The organism is Proteiniphilum propionicum (assembly GCF_022267555.1).
GTDB classification, from domain to species: domain Bacteria; phylum Bacteroidota; class Bacteroidia; order Bacteroidales; family Dysgonomonadaceae; genus Proteiniphilum; species Proteiniphilum propionicum.
Map to the genome: position 1 here is coordinate 1,012,186 of NZ_CP073586.1, position 19,091 is coordinate 1,031,276.

Genomic DNA, 19,091 nt, shown 5'->3' on the forward strand with positions numbered 1-19,091 from the left:
GTGTGATTTGTTGGATGTGCCCCGTAGCAGCTTCTACTATTCGCCCCGTGAAGATGGTTCTATAATGAGGAACTGATGAAGCAGATAGACAAACAGTACATGATTACCCCGTTCTACGGTGTACCCCGGATGACACATCACCTTCGTGGCATTGGCTACGAGGTCAATCCCAAGCGTGTGCGCCGTTTATATCGGAAAATGGATTTATATGCGACCGGCCCCCGTCCGAACACGAGCAAGCCCCATAAGGGAGCAAGCCATGTGATTTATCCCTACCTGCTGCGTGGGTTAAAGGTAACGCGCCCCAATCAGGTCTGGGCGATGGATATCACCTATATCCCGTTAGCTGGCAGCCATCTGTACCTGGTTGGCATCATTGACGTTTACAGCCGCTATATCGTTGGCTGGTCACTGTCCAACACGATGACCGCCCATTGGTGCCGCGAGTGCCTTGAAGAGGCTATAAAGCACCATGGTGCTCCGGAGATAATCAATACGGATCAGGGGAGTCAGTTCTCCAGCCCGGAGTTTTCAGCTTATTTTTCTTCATACGAGGGTTTAAAGTTCAGCATGGACGGGAAGGGACGGGCTATTGACAATATCTTCATTGAAAGATTTTGGCGGAACATCAAATACGAGAAGCTTTATCTCGAACCATCAGACAATGGTTTGGAGTTATATCACAAAATAAAGGATTATATGAAGTATTATAACCAGGAAAGGCCCCATCAGGGATTGGAATATAAAAGGCCGATGGATGTGTACCGGGAGGCCGCTTAGTTTCCTGGGATCGCCCTGCAGGGCGATCCCAGGAAACTAACTTATCTGTGAATAGAAACTGTCTAAGGAAGGGGAGAAGTTTATAATTACTGCCATAATTTCAGAACAGTCAATCAAATACATTCTAGACACCCTAATTTTTTATTAATATTTAATATCATGTTTGTGTAGCGTAAGCACCCGATAAAGTCCCCGTTTTAGTTTACATTTTAAGTTTTGATCTTTGCCGGCAAACATAATTAAATATGACGCCAATAAGCAAAGAAGAATTTATGGTTATATTAAAACGCCAGCAAGAAAGCGGTTTAAGTGTCAAAGATTTTTGTGAAAATCAATCTTACACGGCTTCCAGTTTTTATTACTGGAAAAGTAAGTTTGGGCTGACTCGTCCATATAACAATCATGCACATGAAACTGCAGTGGATAAACTGGCTCCCATCAGTTTTAATCTATCTGAAAATAAGCCTGCACTTAAAACTGTTCCATCAGTTAATATTAAAGGAGAAATAAAAATAAAGTTGCCCGGTGGTATCCAGGTAAGTTTTATAGGCAGCACTCAAACTGAGGCTGCTATTAAATTACTTGCTCAAATATGTTCTGCACATGTTTTGCCTAAATGATACAATGCGCTATTTTCTCTGTCCGGGAAAGACAGATATGCGTAAAGGGATGAACTCACTCTGTGGAGTTGTGCAGAACCATATGGGATATGATGTTAGAATGGGTGATTGTTTCATTTTCATAAACAGAACTCGTACCACAATGAAAATACTTCATGCAGAAGACGGAGGTTTAGTTTTGTATATGAAAAGGCTCGAAGAGGGTACCTTTCGTTTGCCTGCTTATGATAAAGACAGCCGGTCATACCCTATGAACTGGTCCAGTTTAGTAATGATGGTTGAAGGTATACAGATGACCCAAACACTAGGTTGAAGCGACTAAAAGCGTTTAGAAACCACCAATAAAAAACTCAAATAAAAGTACTAAGTTCAAGATAGAAGTGCAAAAGATTTGATTACATTACACTTCTTATCTTAATTGTTTTTTTCCAAAATCCCCTTTCAAAAGTGCTTAAGGGGTTTTGAAAAAAACAATTAGTCAATCAGCAACATAAAAAAATAAAAAAGGAGACCGAAGTCTCCCTAAAATTAACTATTATGTTGCTTATGAAAAAATACAAACAGTTAACTTCAGAACAAAGATATGCTATTTATTTAGGCTTACAAAACGGAACAAGCAAGTCTGAAATAGCCAAGCAGATAAAGGTAAATATTTCTACGGTTTATAGGGAATTAAGCCGTAACAAAAACAAAACTGGAGGCTACTCATGGCGTTTGGCACAAGAGATGGCCCAAGAGCGCAAAGAACGTTTACCGGGCAATAGATCGACATCGGAGTGGATTAAACAGAAAATAATCCGTCTCATTCGCAAAGATTGGTCGCCCAAACAAATCAGCGGATATCTCGCAAAATATGATCAAATATCTATCTCTCACGAGACTATTTATCAATGGATCAGGCAAGATAAGAAATCGGGAGGAAACCTTTACAAGCACTGCCGCCACAAGCTCAAATACAGAAAAAGACCCGTAGGTTCTGCCACTAACATACCCAACAGAAAAAGTATTCGCCAAAGGCCAAAAGAGGCCGACGGAAGCCGGTTTGGAGATTTTGAAATGGACACCATAATAGGAAACGGACAAAAGGAAATAATACTGACAATGACAGAAAGAAATACAAACTTTATAATGATGAGAAAACTGCCTATGGGCAAAGACTCTAAGCAGGTTTGCAAGGAAGTCATTGCTATGTTGCTGCCTTATAAGGACAAACTGAAAACCATTACAACAGATAACGGATCCGAGTTTGCAGCACACGAACTGATAACAAAAAAGTTGAAAGTACCGGTATATTTCACTGATCCTTATTCATCGTGGCAAAAAGGAGCTGTTGAAAATGCCAATAAATTAATCCGGCAATACATCCCAAAAGGAGCAACATTTAAAGATTATTCTGATGAGAAAGTAAAAGAAATACAGCATAAACTAAACAGAAGACCAAGAGAAAAATTAGACTTTAGCAATCCTAAAATAGAGTTTTACAAAAATTATTACTAAATTGCACTTGCTGGTTGACTCTAGGAGTGTAAAATATTGCTCTGAAAGCTTGTCTGGCTCACGGTTTTTTAGTATTTTTATAGCTAAATACAAACCCATACAATGGACCAGTCGCAAGCATTAGAACTCTTAATAAAATCGCAAGCGGAACAAATCCGTCTACTTACTGAGGCTAATGCTAAACAGGCAGAGCAGATGACCGGTCTGCAGCAAAAGATTGATAAGCTCCTATCACAAATAGCCTGGTTTACCCGTCAGTTTTATGGACGTAAAAGTGAGAAGCTATCCAGGCTTGACCCCAATCAGCTCAACTTATTTGAAACATTAGAAGATGAAAAGAAACATCTTGAGGAAATAGAGGCAGAGCGCATCGAAGCAGAAAAGCAGATTGAAGAAAATATATCCTCCAGAAAGAAGACTCGTTCCAACAGAAAGCTGCTTGAAGGACTTCCCGTTATAGAAGTAATTATTGAGCCGGAAGATGTTGATAAAGATAAATACAAGCGCATAGGAGAAGAACGTACCCGTACACTTGAGTTTGAACCGGGTAAATTATATGTAAAAGAGATCGTACGTCCTAAATACGGATTAAAAGACAATCTCACACCTGCAACCAAAGAAGCACCTGCAGTGCTTATAGCACCGCTTCCTTTGTTGCCCATCTACAAAGGACTTCCCGGAGCCAGCCTCCTTTCGGAAATTATGCTTGGAAAGTATGAATATCACCTGCCTTTTTACCGTCAGGTAAAACAGTTTCATCACTTGGGAGTAAAGATACCATCAAATACCTTGAGTGGATGGTTTAAACCCACATGTGAGCTGCTAACTCCATTATACAAGATCCTGAAGGAGGAGGTTTTAAACACGGACTACATACAGGTTGATGAAACCACCTTACCTGTTATAAACAAAGAGAGCCACTATGCAAAGAAAGAATATCTGTGGATGATAAGATCTGTCATGAAGAAACTGGTCTTTTTCCATTATGATGATGGTTCAAGATCGGGAGATACAGCCTACTCTTTATTAAAATCATTTGATGGTTACCTTCAGAGTGATGGTTATGGAGCATACAATGTTTTTAAAGAAAACGACCAGATTTGTCTTGTTGCCTGCATGGCCCATATACGACGTCGCTATGAAATAGCTTTGGACGAGAACAAATCCCTTGCAGAGTATGCATTAAAGCAGATACAGCATCTTTACCAAATAGAAAGAATGGCAGATGAACAGAATCTGTCGTATGAGCAACGCTACAAAAAAAGGAATGAGCTTGCACGTCCCATAATGTTATCTTTTGAAAAGTGGATGGAGGAAACATATCCTACAGTACTACCCAAAAACCGCATGGGCGAGGCTATAAGTTACTCCTACTCTTTATGGCCACGAATGAAGAATTATTTAAAAGACGGCAGATTAAAAATAGATAATAATCTGGCAGAAAATGCCCTCAGACCGATTGCTTTGTCAAGAAAAAACTTAATGTTCTGTGGTAACCACGAAGCAGCTCAAAATACAGCAGTAATCTGCTCATTGCTTGCCTCGTGCAAAGAGTCCGGTATAAATCCAAGAGAATGGCTAAATGATGTAATAGCTAAAATGCCATACTACCAGAATCCGGGAAATGAAGATAACCTAAGAGCACTCTTGCCAAACAATTGGAAACAACAGGAGTCTAATAAAACTCTAATAATAGTCTAAAGAAACTCTAATAATTATCTGAGGGCCTAATTGCCAAAAGCAATTAGGAGAAAATCAAGGGGTAGTTGCTAGGGTGCTTACAGTGTTTTTAATAGAACTTATTTAACAGGAAACTTGTTTGAAGCCTCAAGAATTAGTTCACTCCAACGACCTGTAGAGATAGGTTTTTGTTCTTTCTTCATCATTTCTAATGCATAGCTTTCAGCCTCCTTAGTTATCCCAATTTTTGCAATTATTGGGTTCTCTTCACTGCCTAAATATATTGTTATATCAATTAATTCATCCATATATATTTAATTTCTGTTCTTTTATTACTTTGTTTTAATTTGTAGAAACTGTAGTTATTAACTTTGCTAAGACATAAAGTAAAAATAGGAAAAAGTTTGTCTCAATTAAATCTTATTATTACTGTCATAAACTTCCTCCTTATATAAAAAATATGCTAAAGTATATAAAAATCAACAAAATATAGTATATTTGCGATTATACCTAAAGTAATTAAACTTCAATAAATCAATGCGTCATGACTTTTTCAGATCTTTACACAAAAAATATCAATAAAATAATTGACTATGAAAAATCTAATATCGATAAACCTGTTTTTGTAATTCTTGGTCAAACAGAATTATATAAACCACAAAAACATGAAGACTATTTAACAGATAAAGAAACATTTACTTTAGATGGGAATGAAAATCTCTTTAATAATGATTGGTTTACAAGAGTATTTTTATCTTTAAATTCCGATAAACATTTTCATATAATTTCATATGCCCAGTTTTCCTATTTGACATTTCATTTAAACAGTTCATTTTTTAAAGATCGAATAGTAATTCTGAAAGATAATATTAGGCAGTTATTTCCTATTAGAAAAGAAGATTTTATTGAAGAAAGTGAAAATGAAAGTATAGAAAGAAGACCAGCAGGAATTCCCTTATATCAAGCAGAGCAATTACAAATAAATGGATCTTATTTTTATTCTGTAAAAACACCGGCAGAAGATTTTAAAACAATTAATGTTTTTGCTGAAAAGAAAGAACTGACAGATACTGAATCTGATAATTTTTATAATATTGATATTCACTCTGGCCCTTATGCATTGGACTATTTTATCAACAGTTGCATACAAAACAACAACCTTAATAGTGTTGCAACAATAACGAGATATCCAAAGCAAATTATTCCTGATTACTTAAATGACATAATTACATCGTTAAACTATATTTTAAATCAGTTTAATGGAAGCCTGTATTACGAATATAAAGAGGTTGTAAGAGAAGAGTACGAACCAAAAGATAAGACAAAAGAACTTTTAAGGCAATATTGGGGTGAGAAAGCAAATTTTAGAACATTAAGTGTATATACAGATCCTGATGAGGGAAATCAAATTACAGAGATTTCACAAGCTCTTATTGTTGAAAAAATTATAGAAGAATATGAAAAGACGAAAAAGGGTGAAAAAGCCAAAGATCTTTTCTTAACTGCACCCACAGGTTCCGGAAAATCACTTTTGTTTCAATTACCGGCTTTTCATATATCACAAAATAAAGATATTACTATTGTGGTATCACCTCTTATTGCTTTAATGAAGGATCAGGTAGATGCAATTATCAATGATCGAGATTTTCATAAAGTAGCATATTTGAACAGCGAATTAAACCTTATTGATAGGGACACAATTATTGAAAATTGCCAAAATGGCAATATTGATGTACTCTACTTATCCCCTGAGTTATTATTGTCATATAATATAAAGCATTTTATTGGTGAGCGAAATATAGGTTTAATTGTCATAGATGAGGCACATCTTATTACAACTTGGGGTAGAGATTTTAGAGTGGATTATTGGTTCTTAGGCAATCATATAAACAAAATAAGGAAATACAATGAAATGAATTTCCCTTTAGTCGCAGTAACTGCCACAGCTATTTACGGAGGCTTAAACGACATGGTCTTTGATAGTATTGATAGTCTAAATATGGATAACCCTCATATTTTTATTGGACAAGTTAAAAGAGAAGATATAACTTTCCTTGTCAACAATCATGATAAATTTGAGAAAAGCTATGAGAAAAGTAAACTAATACAGACAGTAAACTTTATAAAAGAAATCAACTCATTAAACATAAAAACTTTAGTTTATACACCTTACACAAAGCACATAAGAGAAATTATTCAAAAATTAAATAGTGAAGATCTCGATATTGCTGTTGGATATTATGGAAGTTTACCTGCCGATCAGAAAGAACTCTCATACAGAAAATTTAAGAGTGGTGAGAAAATGATAATGGTTTCCACTAAAGCATTCGGAATGGGTGTAGACATTTCAGATATTGAATTGATATATCATCATGCACCATCAGGTCTTCTTCCTGATTATGTTCAAGAAGTAGGTAGGGCTGCAAGAGATCCTGAAGTTAAAGGTTATGCTTCTTTAAATTATGCAACTCAGGATCAGAGATTCACGAAAGTTTTACATGGGATGTCTTCCATTAAACAATATCAAATACGTGAAGTCTTAAAAAAAATATATAGAGTTTATGTAAAAAATGAAGAAAGACGAAATCTGCTTTTGTCTGTTGATGATTTTGGTCACATATTTGAGAACTCAATAGATTTAGATCAAAAAGTTCTAACATCGTTAATGATGATAGAAAAAGATTATTTAGCAAAGTACCGTTTCAACGTCTTGGTAGCACGTCCTAAAAAACTGTTTGTGAAGGTGTTTGCAAGGATTTCAGACACACACTATTCAATTTTAAATATAAAATATCATGAATGCTATAGTGTTATTCCTTATTACTTAAAAGGATATAAATATATAGAACTTGATTTAGATAAATTATGGTACAAATTTTTTAAAGATATAAGTTTTCCATCCATTAAATATGAATATTATCAAGGAAAACTTTTAAGTAGTGAAGGCATTGAATTAGTTCCTCAATTAAAAATGTCATTCGAAATATTCTTTATGGTAAATAAAATCTACAATGATTTAAAGAGTTTACTTAGTATTATTGAATCAGTTTTTGTAGAATCAGATGGCTCATTCTTTACTCAAGAGGAATTTCATGAAAAACTCAACTATTCATTAAATGATGATAAAAAATCAGAGAAACTCTCCAAATTTATATTATCGACATATTCTGGCAGAGTACTGGGACCCGGTCATATCGAGAGTGGTGCGTTTTTAGCAAGGAAAAAATACAAAGATGTTTATACTTACAGAATATTCAATAATAAATATCTTCATAATTTTTCTTCATTACTTAGACTATTAAACAATCTTTTTAGTGGGACAGACAAGTTGATGGTAGAGAGATTTGCAACTAATACAGGGACTAATACTGAGAACTATGTACGTTTGGGATATTTTCTGGAAATTTTAGAATTAGGTGTTTTTGAAGTAAAAGGAGGAGAGAATCCTATGGTATTTATTCGTTTAAATGATCCTGATAGAATAAAGAGAGATTCTCATGATCAAAATTATAATAACACGCTTCTTACAAAAACTTTAGAAAGGCACTATATTAGCAATAGAATATTTGATCATTTCTTCTTGAATAATTTCTCAAACGAAGATAGGTGGAATTTTATCGAAGATTATTTTTTAGGTGCTGATATAGATACTCTTATAAATGAATACCCTGTTGGAGATAAAAATAACTTGAATATTATCGAGCATTTAAAAAAAAAAGGGAAAAAATAAAACCTGTTGAAATAAAACAACAATATAAATCTAAGATAAGCAGTGTTCATATATTTAAAGGGAAGCCCAACTCTTTTTATCCTTCAGATAAATTATTAACTATTGAAGATGACAAAGGAGTTCGAACAAAAAAAGTATCTAAGTGGATAACAACTGAACCTGTAGCATTTGACATAGAGAGAAAGAAACTGAATATTCAAATGGATAAAAACTCTTATAAGGTGCTTATGTCAAGATTGAGAAATCATCATTATGATTATTTCAAGAAATCACTTGGCCTAAATTTATTAATAACCTTTGATGGGTACGACACTCCAGTAAATGCAAGTATACCTTATAAAAACAATCCAATTGAATTTTATAAATGGATATGTGATAATCCAGATGAAGTAATACTTAGCTTCAGAGAAAAAGTAGAACTTGTGAATAAAGTATATTTGTTAAAACCAAGTGCCTTAAAAAGCATACATAGGAAGTGTAACCTTCCCTTTTTATAGGACAGTTCCAAGTTAGACAAAAATATTAACTTTGTTTGGCATAGGAAATAAAATGAAAAAAAAAGTACACAGTGAGTCAGAGAAGGTAAAGGCAGTCCATCAACTTGAAAGTGGGGTGGATGCCGCAGTTGTAGCTCGTGACTACAATATATCCAGGGCTACCCTTTATAATTGGAAGTCCAAGTATAGTGGAATGGAGATCAGTCAGGTTAAACGTCTCAAAGAGCTTGAAGATGAGAACCGCACGTTGAAACAGATGTATGCTGACCTTGCACTTGACAACAAGATACTGAAGGAGGTCATCGAAAAAAAACTCTAGAGCCCGAGGTAAAGAAGGAATTGGCAGGAGATATAGTGGAAGAATATGGTGTAAGCATCTCTCGGGCGTGCAAGCTGATGGACATCCATCGCTCCTACTTCTATTATACTGACAAGAAAGATGACACTGAAGTTGAAGACGCAATCCGTGCTGCCGCCAACTTCGGTGATGGCTTCTGGAAGATTTATTCAAGGCTGAGACGTGAGGGTAAGACATGGAACCACAAGAAGGTTTACAGGGTTTACAAGGCAATGCACTATGAGAAGCGAAGCCGTTTGAAGAAACGTCTGCCTGCAAGGGTGAAGAATCCTCTGGTTATGCCTAAAGAGCCCAATGTTACCTGGTCCATTGACTTTGTCAGTGACAGGATTGAGTGCGGAAGACAATTCCGTGTTCTTAATATCATAGATGATGCCTGCAAGATTGCCGTGACACAGGAGATATCGATGTCCATGCCGGCAAAGCGTGTCATTAAAGTTCTGGAAAAGGTCATATGGCTGAATGGCAAACCAAAGAACATACGCTGCGACAATGGCCCTGAGTTTATCGCTCAGGTGTTCAAAGATTGGTGCAAAGGCAATGAGATAAACATTATGTATACTCAGCCTGGCAAACCCACTCAGAACGGTTACATTGAACGCTTCAACGGAAGCTACAGAAGGGCTGTTCTTGATAGATATATTTTCCGCAACTTGTCTGAAGTCAGGGAACTGACCGAAGCCTGGCGGAAAGACTACAACGAAGAACGGCCCCATGAGTCGTTGGACAACATGACGCCCTTTGAATATAGGGAAGAACTGATAAAAAGAAAGGAAGCAGTATGACAGATGTTTTGACAAGCAAAGGTAACACGAGCCGCTACAGCGGTCAAGGCCAAGACGAGTGCCCTGGCGGGCAGTCTTGCCCGCTGTATCGTCTAGTATTGGGAGTGGCTTATCAAAAATCTGTCCGACATCATAACATTGTATACATAAATAACTAATTTAGCAGTCTAATCAAAGACTGTCCTAAAAAGGGGTAGCTTACAGAAGAAGATTGAGAAAACAAACTAAAATGCCATACTTTAGGGGTGAAATAAACATTATGGATATTCAGGTGTTTGGAATCCCTGAAATGTTTTTGTAAATTCGTTACGTAAATTGATAATCAAGTAATTATTCGTATAGCTTTCTATTACATAATAATTTAATAATACAGTTAAATAAGTTGATTAATAAGCATTTGTATAGCCCTGATTAATCTTGATAACTATAGAAATTACAGATACTAAACTCAATTTATAAATATGTGAATACTAAAGTGTAAACTTCTCCCCTTCCTTAGACAGTTTCTATTCACAGATAAGTTAGTTTCCTGGGATCGCCCTGCAGGGCGATCCCAGGAAACTAAGCGGCCTCCCGGTACACATCCATCGGCCTTTTATATTCCAATCCCTGATGGGGCCTTTCCTGGTTATAATACTTCATATAATCCTTTATTTTGTGATATAACTCCAAACCATTGTCTGATGGTTCGAGATAAAGCTTCTCGTATTTGATGTTCCGCCAAAATCTTTCAATGAAGATATTGTCAATAGCCCGTCCCTTCCCGTCCATGCTGAACTTTAAACCCTCGTATGAAGAAAAATAAGCTGAAAACTCCGGGCTGGAGAACTGACTCCCCTGATCCGTATTGATTATCTCCGGAGCACCATGGTGCTTTATAGCCTCTTCAAGGCACTCGCGGCACCAATGGGCGGTCATCGTGTTGGACAGTGACCAGCCAACGATATAGCGGCTGTAAACGTCAATGATGCCAACCAGGTACAGATGGCTGCCAGCTAACGGGATATAGGTGATATCCATCGCCCAGACCTGATTGGGGCGCGTTACCTTTAACCCACGCAGCAGGTAGGGATAAATCACATGGCTTGCTCCCTTATGGGGCTTGCTCGTGTTCGGACGGGGCCGGTCGCATATAAATCCATTTTCCGATATAAACGGCGCACACGCTTGGGATTGACCTCGTAGCCAATGCCACGAAGGTGATGTGTCATCCGGGGTACACCGTAGAACGGGGTAATCATGTACTGTTTGTCTATCTGCTTCATCAGTTCCTCATTATAGGAACCATCTTCACGGGGCGAATAGTAGAAGCTGCTACGGGGCACATCCAACAAATCACACTGGCGTGAAACGCTTAAAGAGTGGGTCTTGTCGATTTTGCTCATCCGTTCATTTTTGGCTATTTCCCCAATACTTTTTTTAAGAAATCAACCTCCAGCTGAAGCTGTCCGACCTTCTTGAACAGGGCGTCTTTCTCCTTGTCATCCTCTGTTTTAGAGCCGCCTCTCTCGAACACCTGGTCCGCCTGAGATAAAAATTGAGTCTTCCACGTCGAGATCTGACCCGGGTGAAGTTCATACTTCCTGGCGATCTCCTGGACTGTTTCTCTTTCTTGAAGTGCTTCTAAAACAATCTTTGTTTTAAAGCCGGCACTGTAAGTTTTCCTTTTCTTCATGACAACAAAATTAATATTATTTTTTAATGATTCTTGTTGTCTAAGATTCGGGGGTAATTATAAAAAGGTCGTAAATTTTTCGGAGTTCCGAACGGAGTTTATCCGTTATTTTTTCGTGTTCTTTCTGGGCGGTTTGCAACTCGGTTTTGAGCAAACGGTTTTCATCTTTCAAAGAATTATTTTCCGATTGTAGTTCTTCGATTTCGGCTTGTTGCTGTTTTACTTTTGAGCCACCGAAAAGAGAGTTTACGCCATCCATCAAATTTGCGCCCATTGCGGCTTTGGCGTTTTTGAATTTTTCTTTGCTTACTTCGGATTTGACTTTTGAGAGTTCCTTTTCGGTGTTTTTCTGTTTTTTGTGTATTTCGGTCTGATAGTGCCACTCTTTTCGGTCAAACCGTGCCACTATAATTCAGTAAGCACCCGATAAAGTCCCCGTTTTAGTTTACATTTTAAGTTTTGATCTTTGCCGGCAAACATAATTAAATATGACGCCAATAAGCAAAGAAGAATTTATGGTTATATTAAAACGCCAGCAAGAAAGCGGTTTAAGTGTCAAAGATTTTTGTGAAAATCAATCTTACACGGCTTCCAGTTTTTATTACTGGAAAAGTAAGTTTGGGCTGACTCGTCCATATAACAATCATGCACATGAAACTGCAGTGGATAAACTGGCTCCCATCAGTTTTAATCTATCTGAAAATAAGCCTGCACTTAAAACTGTTCCATCAGTTAATATTAAAGGAGAAATAAAAATAAAGTTGCCCGGTGGTATCCAGGTAAGTTTTATAGGCAGCACTCAAACTGAGGCTGCTATTAAATTACTTGCTCAAATATGTTCTGCACATGTTTTGCCTAAATGATACAATGCGCTATTTTCTCTGTCCGGGAAAGACAGATATGCGTAAAGGGATGAACTCACTCTGTGGAGTTGTGCAGAGCCATATGGGATATGATGTTAGAATGGGTGATTGTTTCATTTTCATAAACAGAACTCGTACCACAATGAAAATACTTCATGCAGAAGACGGAGGTTTAGTTTTGTATATGAAAAGGCTCGAAGAGGGTACCTTTCGTTTGCCTGCTTATGATAAAGACAGCCGGTCATACCCTATGAACTGGTCCAGTTTAGTAATGATGGTTGAAGGTATACAGGATGACCCAAACACTAGGTTGAAGCGACTAAAAGCGTTTAGAAACCACCAATAAAAAACTCAAATAAAAGTGTAAAATATTGCTCTGAAAACTTGTCTGGCTCACGGTTTTTTAGTATTTTTATAGCTAAATACAAACCCATACAATGGACCAGTCGCAAGCATTAGAACTCTTAATAAAATCGCAAGCGGAACAAATCCGTCTACTTACTGAGGCTAATGCTAAACAGGCAGAGCAGATGACCGGTCTGCAGCAAAATATTGATAAGCTCCTATCACAAATAGCCTGGTTTACCCGTCAGTTTTATGGACGTAAAAGTGAGAAGCTATCCAGGCTTGACCCCAATCAGCTCAACTTATTTGAAACATTAGAAGATGAAAAGAAACATCTTGAGGAAATAGAGGCAGAGCGCATCGAAGCAGAAAAGCAGATTGAAGAAAATATATCCTCCAGAAAGAAGACTCGTTCCAACAGAAAGCTGCTTGAAGGACTTCCCGTTATAGAAGTAATTATTGAGCCGGAAGATGTTGATAAAGATAAATACAAGCGCATAGGAGAAGAACGTACCCGTACACTTGAGTTTGAACCGGGTAAATTATATGTAAAAGAGATCGTACGTCCTAAATACGGATTAAAAGACAATCTCACACCTGCAACCAAAGAAGCACCTGCAGTGCTTATAGCACCGCTTCCTTTGTTGCCCATCTACAAAGGACTTCCCGGAGCCAGCCTCCTTTCGGAAATTATGCTTGGAAAGTATGAATATCACCTGCCTTTTTTACCGTCAGGTAAAACAGTTTCATCACTTGGGAGTAAAGATACCATCAAATACCTTGAGTGGATGGTTTAAACCCACATGTGAGCTGCTAACTCCATTATACAAGATCCTGAAGGAGGAGGTTTTAAACACGGACTACATACAGGTTGATGAAACCACCTTACCTGTTATAAACAAAGAGAGCCACTATGCAAAGAAAGAATATCTGTGGATGATAAGATCTGTCATGAAGAAACTGGTCTTTTTCCATTATGATGATGGTTCAAGATCGGGAGATACAGCCTACTCTTTATTAAAATCATTTGATGGTTACCTTCAGAGTGATGGTTATGGAGCATACAATGTTTTTAAAGAAAACGGCCAGATTTGTCTTGTTGCCTGCATGGCCCATATACGACGTCGCTATGAAATAGCTTTGGACGAGAACAAATCCCTTGCAGAGTATGCATTAAAGCAGATACAGCATCTTTACCAAATAGAAAGAATGGCAGATGAACAGAATCTGTCGTATGAGCAACGCTACAAAAAAAGGAATGAGCTTGCACGTCCCATAATGTTATCTTTTGAAAAGTGGATGGAGAAAACATATCCTACAGTACTACCCAAAAACCGCATGGGCGAGGCTATAAGTTACTCCTACTCTTTATGGCCACGAATGAAGAATTATTTAAAAGACGGCAGATTAAAAATAGATAATAATCTGGCAGAAAATGCCCTCAGACCGATTGCTTTGTCAAGAAAAAACTTAATGTTCTGTGGTAACCACGAAGCAGCTCAAAATACAGCAGTAATCTGCTCATTGCTTGCCTCGTGCAAAGAGTCCGGTATAAATCCAAGAGAATGGCTAAATGATGTAATAGCTAAAATGCCATACTACCAGAATCCGGGAAATGAAGATAACCTAAGAGCACTCTTGCCAAACAATTGGAAACAACAGGAGTCTAATAAAACTCTAATAATAGTCTAAAGAAACTCTAATAATTATCTGAGGGCCTAATTGCCAAAAGCAATTAGGAGAAAATCAAGGGGTAGTTGTGTAACCTTCCCTTTTTATAGGACAGTTCCAAGTTAGACAAAAATATTAACTTTGTTAGGCATAGGAACAACAATGAAAAAGACAGTACACAGCGAGTCAGAGAAGGTAAAGGCAGTCCATCAGCTTGAAAGTGGAGTGGATGCCTCAGTTGTAGCGCGTGACTACAACATATCCAGGGCGACCCTTTATAATTGGAAGTCCAAGTACAGTGGGATGGAGGTGAGTCAGGTCAAACGCCTCAAAGAGCTTGAAGATGAGAACCGCAAGTTGAAGCAGATGTATGCTGACCTTGCTCTTGACAACAAGATACTGAAGGAGGTTATCGAAAAAAAACTCTAGAGCCCGAGGTAAAGAAAGAACTGGCAGGAGAGATAGTGGAAGAATATGGTATAAGCATCTCTCGGGCGTGCAAGCTGATGGAGATCCATCGCTCCTACTTCTACTATACAGAGAAGAAAGATGATACCGAAGTAGAAGAAGCAATCCGTGCTGCCGCCGAGTTCGGTGATGGCTTCTGGAAGATTTATTCAAGACTGAGACGTGAGGGTAAGGGATGGAACCACAAGAAGGTTTACAGGGTGTACAAGGCAATGCACTATGAGAAACGAAGCCGATTGAAGAAACGTCTGCCTGCAAGGGTTAAAAACCCTCTGGTTATGCCTGAAGAGCCCAATATTACCTGGTCTATTGATTTTATCAGTGACAGGATTGAGTGCGGAAGACAGTTCCGTGTTCTTAACATCATAGATGATGCCTGCAAGATTGCCGTGGCGCAGGAGATATCGATGTCCATGCCGGCAAAACGGGTCATTAAAGTTCTGGAAAAGGTCATATGGCTGAATGGCAAACCAAAGAACATACGCTGCGACAATGGCCCTGAGTTTATCGCTCAGGTGTTCAAAGATTGGTGCAAAGGCAATGAGATTAACATCATTTATATTCAGCCTGGCAAACCCACTCAGAACGGTTACATTGAACGCTTCAACGGAAGCTACAGAAGAGCTGTTCTTGATAGATATATTTTCCGCAACATATCTGAAGTCAGGGAACTGACCGAAGCCTGGCGGAAAGACTACAACGAAGAACGGCCCCATGAGTCGTTGGACAACATGACGCCCTTTGAATATAGGGAAGAACTGATAAAAAGAAAGGAAGCAGTATGACAGATGTTTTGACAAGCAAAGGTAACACGAGCCGCTACAGCGGTCAAGGCCAAGACGAGTGCCCTTACGGGCAGTCTTGCCCGCTGTATCGCCTCGTATTGGGAGTGGCTTATCAAAAATCTGTCCGACATCATAACATTGTATACATAAACAACTAATTTAGCAGTCTAATCAAAGACTGTCCTAAAAAGGGGTAGCTTACAGTTGCTAGGGTGCTTACATTACTTCAATGATAATATACATAACGCAAATGACTTCACCGTTAAAGACTGTATTCAGGTGATTAATGACTTCATTGAAATGTTTGTTATTGACAAACCAGAACAATTTAGAATAATAAATTTAGAGTTCGGGGTTAATGTAATATCAGATATACCGGTTCAGGATTTAATAACACGTGCAGAATATCACGGTAAAAATCGTTTCTTGAGTGATTCAGGCTTAAAGTATTCAAAGAAAAGCTATACAGCTAACAAGTACGGTCAAGCTAATAACTATAAAACGATTAAGTTCTACGCAAAAGGCTTACAATTTCCAGAGTATGCAGATAAGAACCTTTTTCGTTTTGAAGTCAAAAGCAAAAAAAGTCAATACATAAACACGTTAGGTATATCAGATTTATCAGATTTACTTAAATACGATGTTTATTCGAGGTTAACTGCAGCCATTTTAAGCGAATTTAGGGAAGTATTGATATTGTACAGCAAAAGTGCTAACGGATTAAGCAGGGGTCAAGCAAACAGCCTTGAAAAGTATTTAAATACATATACTTGGTTCGAAGTATTACAGAAGCACCGTAACCAGTTCTACAGGATGAAAAAAAGGTTTCTTAATCTGTTAGACCAAACCGGATACAATATTCACAAAGTAACATACAAAGCCATAGAAGGTAAACTTGATTATCTTAATTCTCAACAGAAAGAAATTAAATACAACAGGGGTGCATTTTTACCACCTATCTCGAAAACCAAAAGGGTGCAGATTTACATATATATATACTATCAAACTGCACCTTTATGCCTAACTCGAATTTGTCCTGTCACTGGACTTAATTTAAACAGTGAAGAAGCCGGTTCAAAATATGCAAAATCCAAAACATTAAAGGAACTTCAAAGAAAAGACCCGATGTTATTTAACATAATCAGATATGACCTGCTTAAAGATTGTCTAAAAAGGCCACAAGATGCACCAACAGAAATTGATCATTTAACAAAGCAGATAAGAAACAGACATTATAAACTCAATCGGCCCAAGAATATGTTTTATTGGACGCACTATAAAGCAAACGATATTACAAACAGTTGTAAATTGACAAAAAAAGCCAAAATGATAGAAAAGAAGAGAATCATATCAAACCGTAATATATTTCAATATTCATTAGATTTTTGTTACTAAACATAAATCTGACCAATCTTAAATATATCTATTCTAAAACATTTTCATTAACTTCGCATCTAAGTTAAAATTTAACATCAATTGATACCGGTATCGTTTTTGATACTACCAGAATATAAATAACAAATGAACAATTTTAAAGAAAAAGCCGATCTGATATGGCGGGTGGCTGATCTCCTCAGAGGCGACTATAAGCAGTCGGACTATGGAAAAGTAATACTTCCAATGACCGTAATCAGGCGACTGGATTGTGTCCTTGAACCTACAAAACAGAAAGTATTAGATTATCTTCCTAAAGTACAAACACTTAATGAAGTAATTATAGAGAAGACACTGAACAAAGTTGCAGGCTTCAACTTCCATAACAGAAGTCCTTTTAATTTTGACAAGCTGATAGCCGATCCAAATAATATTTCTTTAAATTTAAGAGCATATATAAATGGCTTTTCTGAAAGCGCGCGTGAAATACTCGAGTATTTCAACTTTGATGTTCAGATAGACCTAATGGATGATCCAAGCACAGATCTTCTCTTCAGAGTCGTTAAATCCTTTCAGGAGATCGATCTTTCTGATATGGAGTCAATGGAAATGGGTTACGTGTTTGAAGACCTGATAAGAAGATTCTCCGAGCAATCTAATGAAACAGCCGGAGAACACTTTACACCGAGAGAGGTGATAAGATTGATGGTTAATATCCTATTTATCGAGGACAGAGACATCTTAACACAGGATGGAATTGTAAGAACTCTTTACGATCCGGCATGTGGTACAGGAGGAATGCTTTCAGTTGGAGAACAGTACGTGAAAGAGCTAAACCCTGATGCTGATCTAAAAGTATTCGGACAGGAGATAAACTCTGAGTCTTTTGCTATCTGTAAATCTGATATGCTTATCAAAGGTCAGAACCCAAGCAATATTAAGTTTGGAAACACTTTTACTGTAGATGGTCTGAAAGAAGAAGAGTTTGATTACATGTTATCAAACCCACCATTTGGAGTAGACTGGAAAAAAGCTGAAAAAATAATTAAGTCTGAAGCAAACAGCAAAGGATTTGATGGCAGATTTGGTGCAGGACTACCCAGAATAAACGATGGTGCATTACTATTCCTGCAACACATGATCTCCAAGATGAAAAAAGAGGGTAGTAGAATAGCTATAGTATTCAACGGATCACCTCTTTTCACCGGTGCAGCAGAAAGTGGAGAAAGCAATATTCGCAGATGGATAATCGAGAACGACTGGCTGGAAGCTATCATTGCCCTACCCGATCAGTTGTTTTACAATACAGGTATCAGCACCTATATTTGGATAGTTACCAACAAAAAGAGCAAAGAACGTAAAGGGTATATCCAGCTAATTAATGCAACCGGCACCAAGGACGAAGAACTATTAAAAGAAGGCAAAATTGAATTCAACCGTTTTTGGCAGAAGATGGACAGGAGCCTTGGTAATAAGCGCAAGAAGATAGCCGAAAACGGTAATGAAAAAGGCATTGGATTTATTACTGATCTTTATGGTAATTTCGAAGAGAATGAGTTTGTGAAAATCCTGCCAAATGAATACTTCGGATATTGGCGAGTAACTGTTGAACGGCCTTTGAAGGATGAAAAAGGAAAAGTAATCAAAACTAAGGGTAAGCCAAAACCAGATACATCACTCAGAGATTACGAAAATATACCATTCCTGAAAAAGGAAGCTAACGGCAAACTTGTTCCTCAAACTATAGAAGAGTATTTTGAAGCAGAAGTAAAGCCTCATCTGCCAGAAGCATGGATTGACGAAAGTAAAACCAAAACAGGTTACGAAATCAATTTCACAAAGTATTTCTATGAGTTCAAGCCATTAAGATCTCTATCAGAGATAAAAGCTGATATTCTGGAATTAGAAGAAAGAACGTTTGGCAGGGCGCATAAGGTATTGGAGATATGAGATTACCATGCAA

General features: G+C 37.5%; 20 protein-coding genes and 1 pseudogene. 16 read left to right on the plus strand and 5 right to left on the minus strand.

Annotation, left to right across the window (positions count from 1 at the left end; genetic code table 11):
* The first annotated feature begins 75 nt into the window (after positions 1 to 75).
* The 5 genes from KDN43_RS03845 (at position 76) to tnpC (KDN43_RS03865) (ending at position 4,598) form a co-directional block, all read left to right on the plus strand.
* Positions 76 to 780 (plus strand): IS3 family transposase, encoded by a 705-nt coding sequence (locus KDN43_RS03845; RefSeq protein ID WP_238868369.1) that lies wholly within the window; start codon positions 76 to 78, stop codon positions 778 to 780.
* 245 nt (positions 781 to 1,025) lie between these two features.
* The gene (gene tnpA, locus KDN43_RS03850; RefSeq protein WP_238865819.1) at positions 1,026 to 1,400 is read left to right on the plus strand and encodes an IS66 family insertion sequence element accessory protein TnpA; all 375 of its coding nucleotides are present in this window, start codon (positions 1,026 to 1,028) and stop codon (positions 1,398 to 1,400) included.
* A 4-nt stretch (positions 1,401 to 1,404) separates the two neighbouring features.
* Positions 1,405 to 1,713 (plus strand): IS66 family insertion sequence element accessory protein TnpB, encoded by a 309-nt coding sequence (tnpB, locus tag KDN43_RS03855; protein WP_238868370.1) that lies wholly within the window; start codon positions 1,405 to 1,407, stop codon positions 1,711 to 1,713.
* Between the two features lie 233 nt (positions 1,714 to 1,946).
* On the plus strand, positions 1,947 to 2,897 hold the full coding sequence (locus KDN43_RS03860; protein ID WP_238866016.1) for an IS30 family transposase: 951 nt from the start codon (positions 1,947 to 1,949) through the stop codon (positions 2,895 to 2,897).
* A 102-nt stretch (positions 2,898 to 2,999) separates the two neighbouring features.
* The gene (gene tnpC / locus KDN43_RS03865) at positions 3,000 to 4,598 is read left to right on the plus strand and encodes an IS66 family transposase (protein ID WP_238868371.1); all 1,599 of its coding nucleotides are present in this window, start codon (positions 3,000 to 3,002) and stop codon (positions 4,596 to 4,598) included.
* A 98-nt stretch (positions 4,599 to 4,696) separates the two neighbouring features.
* Here the strand turns inward: tnpC (KDN43_RS03865) and KDN43_RS03870 are convergent, their stop codons facing one another.
* Positions 4,697 to 4,885 (minus strand): hypothetical protein, encoded by a 189-nt coding sequence (locus tag KDN43_RS03870; protein ID WP_238868372.1) that lies wholly within the window; start codon positions 4,883 to 4,885, stop codon positions 4,697 to 4,699.
* 236 nt (positions 4,886 to 5,121) lie between these two features.
* Between KDN43_RS03870 and KDN43_RS03875 the strand changes: the two genes are divergently transcribed.
* From KDN43_RS03875 to KDN43_RS03890, 4 genes are all read left to right on the plus strand, one after another.
* A complete protein-coding gene (locus KDN43_RS03875; RefSeq protein WP_238868373.1) occupies positions 5,122 to 8,307 on the plus strand; it encodes a DEAD/DEAH box helicase in 3,186 nt (1,061 codons plus the stop codon).
* Between the two features lie 200 nt (positions 8,308 to 8,507).
* Positions 8,508 to 8,804 (plus strand): hypothetical protein, encoded by a 297-nt coding sequence (locus KDN43_RS03880; protein WP_238868374.1) that lies wholly within the window; start codon positions 8,508 to 8,510, stop codon positions 8,802 to 8,804.
* Between the two features lie 52 nt (positions 8,805 to 8,856).
* Positions 8,857 to 9,123, plus strand: a complete 267-nt coding sequence (locus KDN43_RS03885; RefSeq protein ID WP_238841705.1) for a transposase — start codon at positions 8,857 to 8,859, stop codon at positions 9,121 to 9,123.
* Positions 9,124 to 9,143: 20 nt separating this feature from the next.
* The gene (locus KDN43_RS03890; RefSeq protein ID WP_238868375.1) at positions 9,144 to 9,947 is read left to right on the plus strand and encodes an IS3 family transposase; all 804 of its coding nucleotides are present in this window, start codon (positions 9,144 to 9,146) and stop codon (positions 9,945 to 9,947) included.
* 561 nt (positions 9,948 to 10,508) lie between these two features.
* Here KDN43_RS03890 and KDN43_RS03895 read toward each other — a convergent pair.
* From KDN43_RS03895 to KDN43_RS03910, 4 genes are read right to left on the minus strand one after another with little or no spacing between them, the layout of a single operon-like run.
* The gene (locus KDN43_RS03895) at positions 10,509 to 11,099 is read right to left on the minus strand and encodes an IS3 family transposase (RefSeq protein WP_327065906.1); all 591 of its coding nucleotides are present in this window, start codon (positions 11,097 to 11,099) and stop codon (positions 10,509 to 10,511) included.
* Positions 11,024 to 11,332 (minus strand): IS3 family transposase, encoded by a 309-nt coding sequence (locus KDN43_RS03900; RefSeq protein WP_238868376.1) that lies wholly within the window; start codon positions 11,330 to 11,332, stop codon positions 11,024 to 11,026. The genes KDN43_RS03895 and KDN43_RS03900 overlap by 76 nt, the downstream gene beginning before the upstream one ends.
* Positions 11,333 to 11,346: 14 nt before the next feature.
* Positions 11,347 to 11,622: a transposase gene (locus tag KDN43_RS03905; RefSeq protein WP_238866086.1), complete on the minus strand. Its 276-nt coding sequence runs from the start codon at positions 11,620 to 11,622 to the stop codon at positions 11,347 to 11,349.
* Positions 11,623 to 11,662: 40 nt separating this feature from the next.
* Positions 11,663 to 12,028, minus strand: coding sequence for a cell division protein ZapB (locus tag KDN43_RS03910; protein ID WP_238868377.1), 366 nt, complete (start codon positions 12,026 to 12,028; stop codon positions 11,663 to 11,665).
* 82 nt (positions 12,029 to 12,110) lie between these two features.
* On the opposite strand from KDN43_RS03910, the gene tnpA (KDN43_RS03915) reads away from it, so the two are divergent.
* The 7 genes and pseudogenes from tnpA (KDN43_RS03915) to KDN43_RS03945 all read left to right on the plus strand — a co-directional run bounded on the left by tnpA (KDN43_RS03915) (position 12,111) and on the right by KDN43_RS03945 (position 19,078).
* Positions 12,111 to 12,485 carry an IS66 family insertion sequence element accessory protein TnpA gene (tnpA, locus tag KDN43_RS03915; RefSeq protein ID WP_238865819.1) on the plus strand — a complete coding sequence of 125 codons (375 nt, stop codon included), beginning with the start codon at positions 12,111 to 12,113 and terminating at the stop codon, positions 12,483 to 12,485.
* Positions 12,486 to 12,489: 4 nt separating this feature from the next.
* A complete protein-coding gene (gene tnpB, locus KDN43_RS03920; RefSeq protein WP_238866539.1) occupies positions 12,490 to 12,831 on the plus strand; it encodes an IS66 family insertion sequence element accessory protein TnpB in 342 nt (113 codons plus the stop codon).
* A 91-nt stretch (positions 12,832 to 12,922) separates the two neighbouring features.
* Positions 12,923 to 14,522, plus strand: a pseudogene (gene tnpC, locus KDN43_RS03925) (IS66 family transposase).
* 141 nt (positions 14,523 to 14,663) lie between these two features.
* Complete coding sequence (locus tag KDN43_RS03930) at positions 14,664 to 14,930, plus strand: transposase (RefSeq protein ID WP_238865972.1); 267 nt, start codon at positions 14,664 to 14,666, stop codon at positions 14,928 to 14,930.
* A gap of 35 nt (positions 14,931 to 14,965) precedes the next feature.
* On the plus strand, positions 14,966 to 15,754 hold the full coding sequence (locus KDN43_RS03935; RefSeq protein ID WP_238868378.1) for an IS3 family transposase: 789 nt from the start codon (positions 14,966 to 14,968) through the stop codon (positions 15,752 to 15,754).
* Positions 15,755 to 16,033: 279 nt separating this feature from the next.
* Positions 16,034 to 17,149 carry a hypothetical protein gene (locus tag KDN43_RS03940; protein WP_238868379.1) on the plus strand — a complete coding sequence of 372 codons (1,116 nt, stop codon included), beginning with the start codon at positions 16,034 to 16,036 and terminating at the stop codon, positions 17,147 to 17,149.
* 126 nt (positions 17,150 to 17,275) lie between these two features.
* Positions 17,276 to 19,078 (plus strand): type I restriction-modification system subunit M, encoded by a 1,803-nt coding sequence (locus tag KDN43_RS03945; RefSeq protein ID WP_238868380.1) that lies wholly within the window; start codon positions 17,276 to 17,278, stop codon positions 19,076 to 19,078.
* Positions 19,079 to 19,091: the final 13 nt, after the last annotated feature.

Bases quoted from the DNA above. Each gene is read 5' to 3' on its own strand.
- KDN43_RS03845 (WP_238868369.1), top strand. From the start codon at position 76: ATGAAGCAGATAGACAAACAGTACATGATTACCCCGTTCTACGGTGTA.
- tnpA (WP_238865819.1), top strand. From the start codon at position 1,026: ATGACGCCAATAAGCAAAGAAGAATTTATGGTTATATTAAAACGCCAG.
- tnpB (WP_238868370.1), top strand. From the start codon at position 1,405: ATGCGCTATTTTCTCTGTCCGGGAAAGACAGATATGCGTAAAGGGATG.
- KDN43_RS03860 (WP_238866016.1), top strand. From the start codon at position 1,947: ATGAAAAAATACAAACAGTTAACTTCAGAACAAAGATATGCTATTTAT.
- tnpC (WP_238868371.1), top strand. From the start codon at position 3,000: ATGGACCAGTCGCAAGCATTAGAACTCTTAATAAAATCGCAAGCGGAA.
- KDN43_RS03870 (WP_238868372.1), bottom strand. From the start codon at position 4,885: ATGGATGAATTAATTGATATAACAATATATTTAGGCAGTGAAGAGAAC.
- KDN43_RS03875 (WP_238868373.1), top strand. From the start codon at position 5,122: ATGACTTTTTCAGATCTTTACACAAAAAATATCAATAAAATAATTGAC.
- KDN43_RS03880 (WP_238868374.1), top strand. From the start codon at position 8,508: ATGGATAAAAACTCTTATAAGGTGCTTATGTCAAGATTGAGAAATCAT.
- KDN43_RS03885 (WP_238841705.1), top strand. From the start codon at position 8,857: ATGAAAAAAAAAGTACACAGTGAGTCAGAGAAGGTAAAGGCAGTCCAT.
- KDN43_RS03900 (WP_238868376.1), bottom strand. From the start codon at position 11,332: ATGAGCAAAATCGACAAGACCCACTCTTTAAGCGTTTCACGCCAGTGT.
- KDN43_RS03905 (WP_238866086.1), bottom strand. From the start codon at position 11,622: ATGAAGAAAAGGAAAACTTACAGTGCCGGCTTTAAAACAAAGATTGTT.
- tnpA (WP_238865819.1), top strand. From the start codon at position 12,111: ATGACGCCAATAAGCAAAGAAGAATTTATGGTTATATTAAAACGCCAG.
- tnpB (WP_238866539.1), top strand. From the start codon at position 12,490: ATGCGCTATTTTCTCTGTCCGGGAAAGACAGATATGCGTAAAGGGATG.
- KDN43_RS03930 (WP_238865972.1), top strand. From the start codon at position 14,664: ATGAAAAAGACAGTACACAGCGAGTCAGAGAAGGTAAAGGCAGTCCAT.
- KDN43_RS03945 (WP_238868380.1), top strand. From the start codon at position 17,276: ATGAACAATTTTAAAGAAAAAGCCGATCTGATATGGCGGGTGGCTGAT.